The organism is Bradyrhizobium sp. CB1717, assembly GCF_029714325.1.
Taxonomy (GTDB): domain Bacteria; phylum Pseudomonadota; class Alphaproteobacteria; order Rhizobiales; family Xanthobacteraceae; genus Bradyrhizobium.
Window position 1 is genome coordinate 8,542,501 of sequence record NZ_CP121666.1, and the last position, 13,431, is coordinate 8,555,931.

The following is a 13,431-nucleotide window of genomic DNA, read 5'->3' on the forward strand; positions in this document are numbered from 1 at the left end:
GTTAAGGACCCTGGATCCTGCCCTTGCAGGCCCAGCGCGTGTTCGTCCGCGAAGAAAGAGAAACGAAGACGGCGAAATCCCGCCAATGCAGCTCAACGATCTGGCGATCTGTTGGCCACTGATGTTTCTAAAACGATCCGATAGTGAGCTTGAGGCTCGCTGAAGGATCATCCTTAGAAAGGAGGTGATCCAGCCGCAGGTTCCCCTACGGCTACCTTGTTACGACTTCACCCCAGTCGCTGACCCTACCGTGGCCGGCTGCCTCCCTTGCGGGTTAGCGCACCGTCTTCAGGTAAAACCAACTCCCATGGTGTGACGGGCGGTGTGTACAAGGCCCGGGAACGTATTCACCGTGGCGTGCTGATCCACGATTACTAGCGATTCCAACTTCATGGGCTCGAGTTGCAGAGCCCAATCCGAACTGAGACGGCTTTTTGAGATTTGCTAGGGGTTGCCCCTTCGCATCCCATTGTCACCGCCATTGTAGCACGTGTGTAGCCCAGCCCGTAAGGGCCATGAGGACTTGACGTCATCCCCACCTTCCTCGCGGCTTATCACCGGCAGTCTCCTTAGAGTGCTCAACTAAATGGTAGCAACTAAGGACGGGGTTGCGCTCGTTGCGGGACTTAACCCAACATCTCACGACACGAGCTGACGACAGCCATGCAGCACCTGTGTTCCAGGCTCCGAAGAGAAGGTCACGTCTCTGCGACCGGTCCTGGACATGTCAAGGGCTGGTAAGGTTCTGCGCGTTGCGTCGAATTAAACCACATGCTCCACCGCTTGTGCGGGCCCCCGTCAATTCCTTTGAGTTTTAATCTTGCGACCGTACTCCCCAGGCGGAATGCTTAAAGCGTTAGCTGCGCCACTAGTGAGTAAACCCACTAACGGCTGGCATTCATCGTTTACGGCGTGGACTACCAGGGTATCTAATCCTGTTTGCTCCCCACGCTTTCGTGCCTCAGCGTCAGTATCGGGCCAGTGAGCCGCCTTCGCCACTGGTGTTCTTGCGAATATCTACGAATTTCACCTCTACACTCGCAGTTCCACTCACCTCTCCCGAACTCAAGATCTTCAGTATCAAAGGCAGTTCTGGAGTTGAGCTCCAGGATTTCACCCCTGACTTAAAGACCCGCCTACGCACCCTTTACGCCCAGTGATTCCGAGCAACGCTAGCCCCCTTCGTATTACCGCGGCTGCTGGCACGAAGTTAGCCGGGGCTTATTCTTGCGGTACCGTCATTATCTTCCCGCACAAAAGAGCTTTACAACCCTAGGGCCTTCATCACTCACGCGGCATGGCTGGATCAGGGTTGCCCCCATTGTCCAATATTCCCCACTGCTGCCTCCCGTAGGAGTTTGGGCCGTGTCTCAGTCCCAATGTGGCTGATCATCCTCTCAGACCAGCTACTGATCGTCGCCTTGGTAGGCCATTACCCTACCAACTAGCTAATCAGACGCGGGCCGATCTTTCGGCGATAAATCTTTCCCCGTAAGGGCTTATCCGGTATTAGCACAAGTTTCCCTGTGTTGTTCCGAACCAAAAGGTACGTTCCCACGCGTTACTCACCCGTCTGCCGCTGACGTATTGCTACGCCCGCTCGACTTGCATGTGTTAAGCCTGCCGCCAGCGTTCGCTCTGAGCCAGGATCAAACTCTCAAGTTGGACTTGAACTTTGAACCGGCTGATCACAACGTTTGACGAGGTCCCACCATTATCGACCGAAGTCGATGTGCTGCCTGCGATTCACATCGCTGGCAACGATGGTGTTTCCTTTGAAACGTGTACCGCCGAAGTCTTTCGTCCGGTCTCGATCAGAAAAGCCGAAGCTTTCCAGAAGCGAGACCCGCAAGGACTCCGCCGTCCACGTTTCTCTTTCTTCATCTTCACTTGTCAAACAGCCCGGGACCGGAGAGGCCCCAACCTTCCTGAGAAGAAGGGTTCCGACACTCTTACCGACGATGGATCAACTCCAACCGACTGGTGCCGGCTGTTGTGTCACTCAACAAGGTGAGGAGCATCAGTGGCGCGTTCGCTCGCCTTGGTCAATGACCCGGCGGCGCCGCGCTCAGTGGTTGGGGTTATAGGCCCCGCCTTCCGGGCTGTCAACGCCAATCGTCAACAAATCGTCGCACAGTGGATTGTCGAAAAAAATCGCGTGATTCCCGCCGGTTAGCGAGGCCCTGGATGCGCAAACCGAAGCGGCGCGGCAAAAAAATCTGAAGAAAAGTCTGGCCCTCGGCGGGCTCCGGAAGGGTCCCAAAGGGGCTCCGGGGCCGGCTTGGGGCGGGCCCTCCCAGGAGACCGTCGCGACCGCCCGTTCAGGAAACTTTTTCCATATTAGGCGCCGTACTAGAGCCACAATCCCGCGGCGTTCTGATAAGAGACAAGCTTGAATCGCGGGATGCCAGTGGGGGCTGCCGGCGATTTTAGTGGGGTCAGAGGAAGGCGATCAGACGATGAAGCGGCCTTCTTCGGACATTCGAGAGACATCGAGAGATCTTTTTCCGCTTAGCTGTTCGTAAATTCGGCCGGCCCGTCATCGGGGCCTTCTGACCGCGGACGCCTGTGCGGCTTGCCCGTTCCTGCGATGCCCCTCGAAGAGGGCGGTCAGGAAGGGGCTTGAGACCGGGCTCTTGAAATTGGGCTCTTGGAATTGGCCTCTTGGGTCGTTGATTGGGGGACTTGGGTTGAACCACAGGACGTCACGCGGCGCTTACGGGCGTGAGACCGGGATCATCGATCTCGGCCACGAGCCGCCGCTGTCCGTCGATGGTTCGGAAGCCGCCGTCATCGACCGCCGTCGCGTCTCGGTACAATGGTTCAGCGGTACAATTCTGACCGGACTGTGCGGCGCAGCCCTGATCGGCGGCGCCGTTTTCGCGTCGCTCGACGGCGAGATGACGTTCGCGAAGGTTCCGGAACGGGTCGAAGGCGCGCTGCGTGGGGCGTTCGGCGCAGCTGATCGCGCCGCCACGCTGCACAAGAGCGATCGCCTGCCGCCCCCCAGTGAATCTACCGCCTCGCGCAACATCATGCGCGTCTCGACGGTCGCCCGCGTCGGCAACCGCGACGTGATGCGGGTGCGCCCCTTCGTCCGGATCGCCGGCAATCTGTCGATGACGACGAGCGATCTGTCGGCGAAGATTCCGCCGTTCAACGCCCAGCGACTTCTCACCGACGTCGGCTCCGATCCGAAGACGGCGGCCGATGATCCGAACAATCCCGAAGCCGTCGAGCCCGACGCCGAGGTCTCCTTCGTGACCAAGGACCTGTCGCCGGTGCTGCCGAAAGCCAAGATCTCCGCGGTGGTGGCGCTCGACGACATCCTGATGCGGGTGCGCGATGCCGCCAACTGGCGCGGCAATGGCGGGGTGCGCTACGCCTCGCTCGCCAATGCCGCCGCCGACGTCTCCGGCGCGACCGGTCCGTCCGACATGAAGATGGCCTACGCCACCGAGGTGTCGCCGTCCGATCCCTATGCAGGCTTCGAGACGCGCGTGGTGCCGGAAAACGTCACGCTGCTGCCGAAAACCAAGGAACAGATCACCGGCGGCAATCCCAATGGCGAACGCGTCCATCTGGTCAAGAAGGGCGACAGCGTCGGCTCCGTGCTGCGCGATCTCGGCGCGACGCCTGAGGAGATCAAGGCGATCACAGCGACGCTCGGCCCGCGCGGCCGCGACGGCGGCCTGAAGGAAGGCGAAAAGCTCCGCATCCTGATGGCGCCCGCAAGCCCCGGCGCCCGGCTCCAGCCCTATCGCGTCGTGGTTGCAAACGACACCATGGTGGAAGCGATCGCGGCGCTGTCCGATCTCGGCAAATACGTCGCGGTCGACGTCTCCAGCATGAACACCGTCGCCGACGCTGCGGCCAACGCCAACAGCGACGACGATGACGACGATGACGGCACTGGCGTCCGGCTCTACCAGAGCATTTACGAGACCGCGATGCGCAACAAGGTGCCGATGCCGGTCATCGAGGACATGATCAAGATCTACTCCTACGACGTCGATTTCCAGCGCAAGGTGCAGCCGGGCGATTCCTTCGACGTGTTCTACGCCGGCGAGGACGAAGGCGTGACGTCGACCGAAAAGAACGACGTGCTGTTCGCCTCGCTCACGGTCGGCGGCGAGACCAAGAAATACTATCGCTACCAGAGCCCCGACGACGGCGTCGTCGACTACTATGACGAGACCGGCAAGAGCGCGAAGAAGTTCCTGGTCAGGAAGCCCGTCAACAACGCTATCATGCGCTCGGGCTTCGGCGGCCGCCGCCACCCGATCCTCGGCTATGTGAAGATGCACACCGGCGTCGACTGGGCCACCACCTACGGCACGCCGATCTTCGCCTCCGGCAACGGTGTGATCGAGAAGGCCGGCCCTGAAGGCGGCTACGGCAAATACATCCGCATCAAGCATTCCAACGGCTACGAGACCGCCTACGGCCACATGTCGGCCTTCGCCAAGGGCATGGAGATCGGCAAGAAGGTGCGGCAGGGCCAGGTGATCGGCTTCGTCGGTTCGAGCGGCCAGTCGACGGGTCCCCACGTCCATTACGAAATCCTCGTCAACGGCCGCTTCGTCGATCCGCTCCGCGTGAAACTGCCGCGCGGCCGTTCGCTGGAAGGCGCGGTTCTGGCGGGCTTCGAGAAGGAGCGCGACCGGCTCGACGCCATGATGAGCGGCCGGGGTGCCGCCATCGCCCGCATGTCGGACGCAACCGGCGGGCCGTTGCAGGTCACCAACCGCTAAGCCGGCTACGGCGCACACGAACCAGACGTCTTCAAGCACGATCGAACGGAACGCTGCGGGGCGCGGCCGCTTCACGCCGCCACAACGTCAAGTTTCGTTTGCCAAAGCCGTGTGACGGGCGAATACTTTCCAAAAAACGGGAGGTCTCGCCATGAAGAACAGGCTCGCCTGCGCGGCCCTGATTGCTGCGGTTTTCTGCATCTCGAGCGCATCCGCAGAAAACTGGGAGGTGAGCAGGCTGGTTCCCGGCTCGGCATTCCATGGCGTGCACGGGCTTGCGATCGACAAGGCCGGCCATTTGTTTGCCGGCAGCGTCGCGGGCGCTGCGCTCTACGAGGTCGACATCGCCGGTGGTACCGCCAAGGTTGCAATCCCCTCACCGGTCGGAATGGCCGACGACATCGCCTTCGCGCCCGACGGCACCATGGCCTGGACCGGCTTCCTGGCCGGCGATCTCTACGCGCGCAAGGGCGACGGCCCGATCAGGAAGCTCGCCTCGGGCCTTCCCGGTATCAATTCCCTCGCCTTCCGCAAGGACGGCAGGCTCTACGCCACCACCGTCTTTCTCGGCGACACGCTCTATGAGATCGACGTCGAAGGCGTCAAACCGCCCCGCCAGATCATGGAGAAGATGGGCGGCCTCAACGGCTTCGAATTCGGTCCCGACGACAAGCTCTACGGTCCGCTCTGGTTCAAGGGACAGGTCGCCAAGGTCGACGTCGACAAGGCCGAACTGACGGTGGTTGCCGACGGCTTCAAGGTCCCGGCCGCGGTGAATTTCGATTCCAAGGGCAACCTCTTTGTGGTCGATACCGCGCTCGGCCAGCTCGTGCGGGTCGATCCCAGGTCGGGCGCAAAGACCGTGGTCGCGCAGCTGAAGCCGTCGCTGGACAACCTCGCCATCGACGACAAGGACCGCATCTACGTCTCCAACATGGCCGACAACGGCATCCAGGAGGTCGATCCCGCGACCGGTCAGGCCAAGCAGATCATCATCGGCAAGCTCGCCCTGCCCGGCGGCATCGGTGTCACCTCGGAGAACGGCAAGGACACGATTCACGTCGCCGACGTGTTCGCCTATCGCACGGTGGACGGAGTGACCGGCGAGGTCAGCGAGAAGGCGCGCATGCACGCCGCCGGCGTCACGCTCGAATATCCGATGAGCGCGACGGCGAAGGGCAACGACGTGGTCCTGTCGAGCTGGTTCACCGGCACGGTGCAGGTGATCGACGGCAGGACCGGCACGACGCGCGACATGCTGCACGGCTTCAAGGCGCCGCATGACGCCATCGTGCTCGCGGACGGCAGCATCCTGGTGGCCGAGCTCGGCACCAAGTCGCTGGTCCGCGTCAGCGGCGAGCACGGCAAGGATCGCACGTCGCTGATCGGCGACCTCGAGGGACCGGTCGGGCTCGTAGGCGGCCCGAGCGGTGAGGTCTATGTCACCGAGGCCTTTGCCGGCACCGTCGCCAGGGTCGACAGCAACGGCGAAAAGACCGTGCTCGTCAGGGAGCTGAAAATGCCCGAAGGCATCGCGCGCGCGAGCGACGGCAGGCTGATCGTGGCCGAGGTCGGCGCGAAGCGGTTGATCGCGATCGAGCCGGAGAACGGCAAGGTCACCGAGATCGCGGCTAACCTTCCAATCGGCCTGACCGGGGCACCTGGAGGACTGCCGACGCATATCCCGACGGGTGTCGCGATCGGTGCGACTGGCGTCGTCTACGTCTCCTCGGACGTGGAGAATGCGATCTACAAGGTAGTGAAGAAATAAGTTTTCGGCGCGTTCCAGTCAGCCGGACTTGGCGAGCCCGCCGCGGGTTGTTCCTCTGGCCCACGCAGGGCTATGCTTTCCGCACCCGCTGCCCGCGCGTGATAATGAAGTACAAGACCGAGCAGACGCAATCGCGCGAAGCCACGCCGAGCCGCGCACCGGCGTGTCGCCTGCGCTACTATGTGGCTGTTACGGTCCATTTACCGGCGTCGCTTCTCTCGATGGTTATTTTGGATTTTCCATCGTCAATGGCTTTGGCCGCATCCGCCTTGGCCGTGTCCATTGTTCCGTCTCCTACTGCCTCGGGCGTAGGCGGATCGTTAAAGGTGACTGCCCCGGCAAACACGCCATTCGTCACGGTAATTTCTATTTTTGCGACTTGCTCATCCTGATCAACAAAGGTCTGCACAAGCGCTTTTGCGTCATCCTTGGTCGAAATATCGACGTTCGTCGTAGTCATCGTCTATCCCCCTATATACGAACGCAACTACATCGGATCGTGCGTCTTTGCGTGCTCAATCATCTGCAATCTGACGCTCCGATTGCCCGATCCAATTGCATACGCCAAAGCATTTGGAGGACCGCCCTTCGGGGAGCGTAAACCCATTTCAAACAGTCGCGCACTCATTTGTTGCAATCGCTGAGTGCGTTTCGCTCCGCTCGAGAAATACGCGACCACCCTCTTTGTCGTGGGTCCATTAGGGTCATAGGCACCGTGTTTGTGATACTGAGACATGTTCGCCTCCATCAATTGATCGAAACTACATCGGATCTTTGTTTTCACTCGCGCACTTCATCATGTTCAATCGCGCACCCCGGTTATTTGCTCCTATGGAAAAACTGAGGGCGCTCGGAGCGCCTCCCGAAGGACTACGGAATCCTACCGCGAACAAGCATTCGCTCATTCTTGCGAGTCGGTCAGCCCGCTTCGGGCCTGGCGCAAAGTACGCCAGCACACGCTTGGTCGTATCTTCGCTCGGTTGGAAAGCGCCTCCCTGGAGAACCATCGCGGCTTCCTTCTGGGTGGCAGCTTCCTTGGCAGCTTCTCCCGCCTCGGCGCTCGCTTTGATCAAGCCGGCCGTCAGTGTGCCCGCACGATAGTAGTCTTCAAGATCATGAAGGGCAGCGGAGAGAGGATAGGTGCGTGGAGCGAAGTTCACCTTTGAGATGATGCGGGAGGCGACGATGTCGCGCTTTGCTTCCATCTGGGCCTGCACGATTTGAATGGTCTTGTTTACAAGCAACTCTGAATCGTAAAAGCCCCTGCTTGCATTCACGCCCCCCGCGAGCGCACTCAGGGTTCGCACGGTATTAGCCGGCGTGAACACGGCCCCGGCGGTCGTCAATCCTTGCGTGACCACCGCCGTCGTAAAGCCAAACTCGCCCCGCTCCTTTGTCAGAGCGGTCTCGAACTCGGTGAATTCTGCGTCGATGATGTACATCCGGCGAGCGATGTACTCATTGCGATAGAATATCCGATCATTGTCGGACCTGGCGAACTCGTAGCTGGTCGCGATACCAGGCAATGCTTCCCGCGCGTTCGCCACCTCTTCGGCAACAGTGTAAATTCGATCTGGCCTTCCGCGGAAGGTTTCGCACCCCGCCAATAACAGTCCAACCAGCGCAATGCCGGCAAACGACCGCCCCACGCGACGCAACTCCGCCACACCACGCATCGCACGCCCCCTTAACTCCCCGGTAAGGATTGTGGCGACGATGAGGCAGGTTGTTCAAGGGGATTCAGACATCCTCCGCGTTAAAGCGGTCTCCGTGTCGCTTTCAAACAACACCCTTTTTGCGTGCAACGCGTCAAAATTGTAGGGACGCGGCCGATTGCGGTAAGGATGCACCGTCGAGGCTGTGCGATCTCTACCCGGCATCTGCCCCCATGAGCAGATCGGTCTCCATTGGGGGAACCGACACGATGGTCACTTGGTTGAAGTGTCCGGTGCAGCGGCAAAGGGGATGAATGCCATGCAGCCTTTGACACGAGACGACGTCATCAAGTCCGTCGGTGGAGCTGACGACCTGACCATCGCCAGCATCATTGGCACCGGCGCCACCATGGACGAGCTGGCCGAAGCCCAAGCCTGGCTCGCCAACGACGAGCCCATGATCAACGATTTGCGGCCACTGGCGCAGGGGCGGGTACGCGAGCTTGTCGATATCCTGTCGGAGCTCGAAGAGGACGACGCCGAAGTTGGACCGGCCGAGCCCGCCCCCGCGTTCCCAGCCGGCTAGGACTCAACCGGACCGACGAAAACAATTCGCCCCGGAGAAGTGAACCTCTCCGGGGCGATCTGTCGTTTCAGGCCGCGATGACGCTCAGTTCAGCTTCCGCTTCGACACCGGCGCCTCGAACTGGGCGATCTCCGCGGTCTGCGGCGCCTTGCCGTTGAAGGTCAGCACGTTGCCTTCGGAGGAGATCGCGACCGTGTCACCATCCCTGACCTCGCCGCCGAGGATCATCTCGGCGAGGGGATCCTGGAGGTAGCGCTGGATCACCCGCTTCAGCGGCCGTGCGCCGTAGGCGGGGTCCCAGCCCTTGGCGGCGAGCCAGTCGCGGCCGGCGGCATCGAGGGTCAGCACGATCTTGCGATCGGTCAAAAGCTTCTGCAGCCGCGCGAACTGGATCTCGACGATCCGGCCCATCTCGCTCTTCTGCAAGCGGTGGAACAGGATGATCTCGTCGACGCGGTTGAGGAATTCGGGGCGGAAATGCGCCCGCACCGTTCCCATCACCTGGTCGCGCACGGCGGCGGTGTCCTCGCCCTCCGGCTGGTTCACCAGGAATTCCGAACCGAGGTTCGAGGTCATGATGATCAGCGTGTTGCGGAAGTCGACGGTGCGACCCTGACCGTCGGTCAGGCGGCCGTCGTCGAGCACCTGCAGCAGGACGTTGAAGACGTCAGGATGCGCCTTCTCGATCTCGTCGAATAGCACGACCTGATAAGGCCGGCGCCGCACCGCCTCGGTGAGCGCGCCGCCCTCGTCATAGCCGACATAACCCGGAGGCGCGCCGATCAGCCGTGAGACCGAGTGCTTCTCCATGTATTCGGACATGTCGAGGCGAACCATCGCGGTCTCGTCGTTGAACAGGTACTCCGCGAGCGCCTTCGTCAGCTCGGTCTTGCCGACGCCGGTGGGGCCTAAGAACATGAACGAGCCGGTGGGGCGGTTCGGGTCCTGCAGGCCCGCGCGGGAGCGGCGCACGGCGGTTGCGACCGCACGCACGGCCTCGGCCTGGCCGACGACGCGGGTGCCGAGCTGCTCCTCCATCTTCAGGAGCTTCTCCTTCTCGCCCTCCAGCATCTTGTCGACGGGCACGCCGGTCCAGCGCGAGACCACCTGCGCGATGTGGTTGGCGGTGACCGCCTCCTCCATCATCTCGCCGGAGCCTTCACGCGCCTCGATCTCCGCGAGCTTCTTCTCCAGCTCCGGAATGCGCCCATAGGCCAGCTCGCCAGCCTTCTGGAATTCGCCGCGCCGCTGCGCATTGGCGAGCTCGACACGAAGTGCGTCGAGTTCGGACTTCAGCTTCTGGGCGTTGGAGAGCTTGTTCTTCTCCGCGCTCCAGCGCGACGTCAGCGCCGCTGATTTCTCCTCGAGCTCGGCCAGCTCCCTCTCCAGAGATTCGAGACGGGTCTTGGAGCCGAGATCGCTTTCCTTCTTCAGGGCCTCCTGCTCGATCTTGAGCCGGATGATTTCACGGTCGAGCGAATCCAGCTCTTCCGGCTTGGAATCGACCTGCATCTTCAGCCGCGCCGCGGCCTCGTCCATGAGGTCGATCGCCTTGTCGGGCAGGAAGCGGTCGGTGATGTAGCGGTTGGACAGCGTCGCGGAGGCAACAAGTGCGGAATCGGTGATCCGGACGCCGTGGTGCTGCTCGTACTTGTCCTTCAGGCCGCGCAGGATCGAGATGGTATCCTCGACCGAGGGCTCGCTGACGAAGATCGGCTGGAAGCGCCGCGCCAGCGCCGCATCCTTCTCGACGTGCTTCTGGTACTCGTCGAGCGTAGTCGCGCCGATGCAGTGCAGCTCGCCGCGGGCGAGCGCCGGCTTGAGCAGGTTGGAGGCGTCCATTGCGCCGTCACCCTTGCCGGCACCGATCAGCGTGTGCATCTCGTCGATGAAGAGGATGAAGGTGCCTTCGCTTCCGGTGACTTCCTGGAGCACGGCCTTCAGCCGCTCCTCGAACTCGCCGCGGTATTTCGCACCCGCGATCAGCGCGCCCAGGTCGAGCGACAGCAGCTTCTTGTCCTTGAGGCTCTCCGGCACGTCACCGTTGACGATGCGTAGCGCGAGGCCTTCCGCGATGGCGGTCTTGCCGACGCCGGGCTCGCCGATCAGGACGGGATTGTTCTTGGTCCGGCGCGAGAGCACCTGGATGGTGCGGCGGATCTCCTCGTCGCGGCCGATGACCGGGTCGAGCTTGCCGTCGCGCGCAGCCTGGGTGAGGTCGCGGGCATATTTCTTCAGGGCGTCATAGGCGTTCTCGGCGGTCGCCGAATCCGCGGTGCGGCCCTTGCGCAGCGCCTCGATCGCCGCATTGAGGTTTTGCGGGGTGACGCCGCCCTTGCTGAGGATCGCGCCGGCCTCGCTGGTCTTCTCCAGCGTGAGGCCGAGCAGCAGCCGCTCGACGGTGACGAAGCTGTCGCCGGCCTTCTCGCCGGCCTTCTCAGCCGCGTCGAAGGTGCGGACGAGCTCGGGCGCGAGATAGATCTGGCCGGCGCCGCCGCCGGAGACCTTCGGCACCTTGCCCAGGGCCTCCTCGGTCGCCTTCAGGATCGCACGGGAATTGCCGCCGGCGCGGTCGATCAGGCCAGCCGCGAGCCCCTCATTGTCGTCCAGGAGGACTTTCAGGACGTGCAGGGTGGAAAACTGCTGGTGCCCCTCGCGCACCGCGAGCGACTGCGCGGACTGGATGAAGCCCCTGGAGCGTTCGGTGTATTTGTCGATATTCATCTTTTCTGTCCCTCGGCCTGCCCCTGGGGCCCTCTAAGGCACCCCAAATGGCATCTTCATTGGGTTTCCGATTACCGCATTGACGTTTCTCAACCGGTAACGGTCGTCGTGGACCGGCGTGGCCGCCAGCCTGAGGCAGATGTGGGAAGCGGGTTGCGGATGCGAAAGAGGCGACTTCACAATTTCGTGCGCTGATCGGCCGGCTTGGCGGGGCTGCGTCGAATCCCCTAAGTAGCGGCATGACACCTAACGCAAAGCCAGCCAGCCAGACCGCCGAAATCGCCGGCCTCTACCGCTACCCGATCAAGGGCCTGACACCGGAGTCATTGACCCGCGTGCCCCTGCGGCGAGGGGAAACGCTGCCCGCCGACCGCCGCTACGCCATCGAGAACGGCCCGAGCGGGTTCGATCCGGAGGCGCCCGAATGGAAGCCGAAGATCCTGTTCTTGATGCTGGCGCGCAATGAGCGCCTGGCCTCCCTGGACAGCCGCTTCGAGGACGCGACCAACCGCCTGACCATCCGCAAGGACGGCCAGATCGTCGTCAGCGGCGATCTCGAGACGGCCGCGGGGCGCGCCGCCATCGAGAGCTATTTCACCGAGAATTTTCAGCCGGAACTGAAGGGTCCGCCGAAGGTGCTCTCGGGCCGTGACCACAGCTTCTCCGACGTCGCCCGCAAGGTCGTGTCCATCATCAATCTGAACAGCGTCCGCGCCATCGAGACCATGCTCGGCGGCACCGCCGTGCATCCGCTGCGCTTCCGCGGCAATCTTTACGTGAAAGGCTGGCCGGCCTGGTCCGAGCTCGACCTCGTCGGCCAGACGCTCGCGATCGGCGAGGCCCGGCTCAAGGTAGTCAAGCGCATCGTCCGCTGCCCGGCCACCAATGTCGACCCCGTGACGGCCAAGCGCGATCTCGAGATCCCGCCGACGCTCTCGCGCCATCTCGGCCATATGGACTGCGGCATCTATGCCGAGGTCATTGCCGACGGCGAGATCGGGGTAGGCGATGCGGTTGCGGTGGAGCAGCCGAAGCTGGTGTGAGCCGACGTCGGCTCAACACACTCCGTCATTGCGAGGAGCACTTGCGACGAAGCAATCCAGACTGTTTCCGCTGAGGGATTCTGGATTGCTTCGCTGCGCTCGCAATGACGAGCCTCAGTTCGGCATCACATACGCATAGATCCGGCCGCGCGAGACCGGCGCTTCGCGGACGCGGTTGCCGTTGTTGCCGGAGATCATGATCGGATTGCCCTGCGCGTCGATGCCGGTGATGATGCCGACATGACCGCCGCGGCGGCCGCGCGACATCACGGCGATGGCGCCGACCTGCGGGCCGGACACGCGCGTGCCGTAGCGCGCGAACGAATTCGCCATGTCCGAGCCGGTGCCACGATGGCCGGTATGCTCCAGCACCATGTTCATGAAGCGCGCGCACCACAGGCTGCCGCGCCCGGTCGGATTGCCGCCGAGATAGCGGCGCGCCTCGGACACGAGGCCCGATCCTCCGCCCATGCCCGCACCGCCGGCGCTGGCATTCGGATCATAGCTGGCCTGCGTGTCGGCGAAGCCGCCCGCCTGCAACTGCACCGCGCTGCGCTCGAAGCGCGAGCTGCGTGCATGATGGCGAGAGTGATGATGTCTGGCGTGGTGCACGTGAACGTGCCGCTCTGCGCTATGACGATGATGCGGCCGCGCCGAGGCCGGAGAAACAAATGCGGCGACCGCCGCGAAGAAAACCGCCAGCGCGACAACAGAACGCGACAGGCGGAACGCAAACAACTCAAACATTCTTCATCCTTGGTTGACACCCCTCTTTCCCGTCGGCCCGTGCGGTGGCCGACATCCGCCGGGCCGTAAAGCTTCCGGATGTGGCGAGAAAAAGACGCAACGCCCGCGAATAGCTGCGATGATTTTGTGCCGGTGCTGATGCGAAGCTGCC

8 protein-coding genes and 1 rRNA gene are annotated in these 13,431 nt (G+C 62.4%); 4 read left to right on the forward strand and 5 right to left on the reverse strand.

What is annotated here, in order from left to right; all coding sequences use genetic code 11:
- Positions 1 to 177 precede the first annotated feature (177 nt).
- Positions 178 to 1,665, reverse strand: a 16S ribosomal RNA gene (locus QA649_RS39690).
- Positions 1,666 to 2,690: 1,025 nt separating this feature from the next.
- Between QA649_RS39690 and QA649_RS39695 the strand changes: the two genes are divergently transcribed.
- Positions 2,691 to 4,754: a M23 family metallopeptidase gene (locus tag QA649_RS39695; protein ID WP_283021901.1), complete on the forward strand. Its 2,064-nt coding sequence runs from the start codon at positions 2,691 to 2,693 to the stop codon at positions 4,752 to 4,754.
- 151 nt (positions 4,755 to 4,905) lie between these two features.
- Entirely contained in the window at positions 4,906 to 6,525 is a 1,620-nt protein-coding gene (locus QA649_RS39700; protein ID WP_283021902.1) for a hypothetical protein, read from the forward strand.
- A 178-nt stretch (positions 6,526 to 6,703) separates the two neighbouring features.
- Here QA649_RS39700 and QA649_RS39705 read toward each other — a convergent pair whose 3' ends face one another.
- The gene (locus QA649_RS39705) at positions 6,704 to 6,985 is read right to left on the reverse strand and encodes a hypothetical protein (RefSeq protein ID WP_283021903.1); all 282 of its coding nucleotides are present in this window, start codon (positions 6,983 to 6,985) and stop codon (positions 6,704 to 6,706) included.
- Positions 6,986 to 7,286: 301 nt separating this feature from the next.
- Positions 7,287 to 8,201, reverse strand: coding sequence for a hypothetical protein (locus tag QA649_RS39710; protein WP_260388317.1), 915 nt, complete (start codon positions 8,199 to 8,201; stop codon positions 7,287 to 7,289).
- Between the two features lie 298 nt (positions 8,202 to 8,499).
- Here QA649_RS39710 and QA649_RS39715 point away from each other — a divergent pair, with 298 nt between their 5' ends.
- Positions 8,500 to 8,766 carry a hypothetical protein gene (locus QA649_RS39715; protein ID WP_283021904.1) on the forward strand — a complete coding sequence of 89 codons (267 nt, stop codon included), beginning with the start codon at positions 8,500 to 8,502 and terminating at the stop codon, positions 8,764 to 8,766.
- A gap of 84 nt (positions 8,767 to 8,850) precedes the next feature.
- Here QA649_RS39715 and clpB read toward each other — a convergent pair whose 3' ends face one another.
- Positions 8,851 to 11,490 (reverse strand): ATP-dependent chaperone ClpB, encoded by a 2,640-nt coding sequence (gene clpB, locus QA649_RS39720; RefSeq protein WP_283021905.1) that lies wholly within the window; start codon positions 11,488 to 11,490, stop codon positions 8,851 to 8,853.
- 239 nt (positions 11,491 to 11,729) lie between these two features.
- On the opposite strand from clpB, the gene QA649_RS39725 reads away from it, so the two are divergent.
- Complete coding sequence (locus QA649_RS39725; RefSeq protein WP_283021906.1) at positions 11,730 to 12,533, forward strand: MOSC domain-containing protein; 804 nt, start codon at positions 11,730 to 11,732, stop codon at positions 12,531 to 12,533.
- Positions 12,534 to 12,647: 114 nt separating this feature from the next.
- Here the strand turns inward: QA649_RS39725 and QA649_RS39730 are convergent, their stop codons facing one another.
- Positions 12,648 to 13,280: a TIGR02594 family protein gene (locus tag QA649_RS39730; RefSeq protein ID WP_283021907.1), complete on the reverse strand. Its 633-nt coding sequence runs from the start codon at positions 13,278 to 13,280 to the stop codon at positions 12,648 to 12,650.
- Positions 13,281 to 13,431: the final 151 nt, after the last annotated feature.

Bases quoted from the DNA above. Each gene is read 5' to 3' on its own strand.
- QA649_RS39700 (WP_283021902.1), top strand. From the start codon at position 4,906: ATGAAGAACAGGCTCGCCTGCGCGGCCCTGATTGCTGCGGTTTTCTGC.
- QA649_RS39705 (WP_283021903.1), bottom strand. From the start codon at position 6,985: ATGACTACGACGAACGTCGATATTTCGACCAAGGATGACGCAAAAGCG.
- QA649_RS39710 (WP_260388317.1), bottom strand. From the start codon at position 8,201: ATGCGTGGTGTGGCGGAGTTGCGTCGCGTGGGGCGGTCGTTTGCCGGC.
- QA649_RS39715 (WP_283021904.1), top strand. From the start codon at position 8,500: ATGCAGCCTTTGACACGAGACGACGTCATCAAGTCCGTCGGTGGAGCT.
- clpB (WP_283021905.1), bottom strand. From the start codon at position 11,490: ATGAATATCGACAAATACACCGAACGCTCCAGGGGCTTCATCCAGTCC.
- QA649_RS39725 (WP_283021906.1), top strand. From the start codon at position 11,730: ATGACACCTAACGCAAAGCCAGCCAGCCAGACCGCCGAAATCGCCGGC.
- QA649_RS39730 (WP_283021907.1), bottom strand. From the start codon at position 13,280: ATGTTTGAGTTGTTTGCGTTCCGCCTGTCGCGTTCTGTTGTCGCGCTG.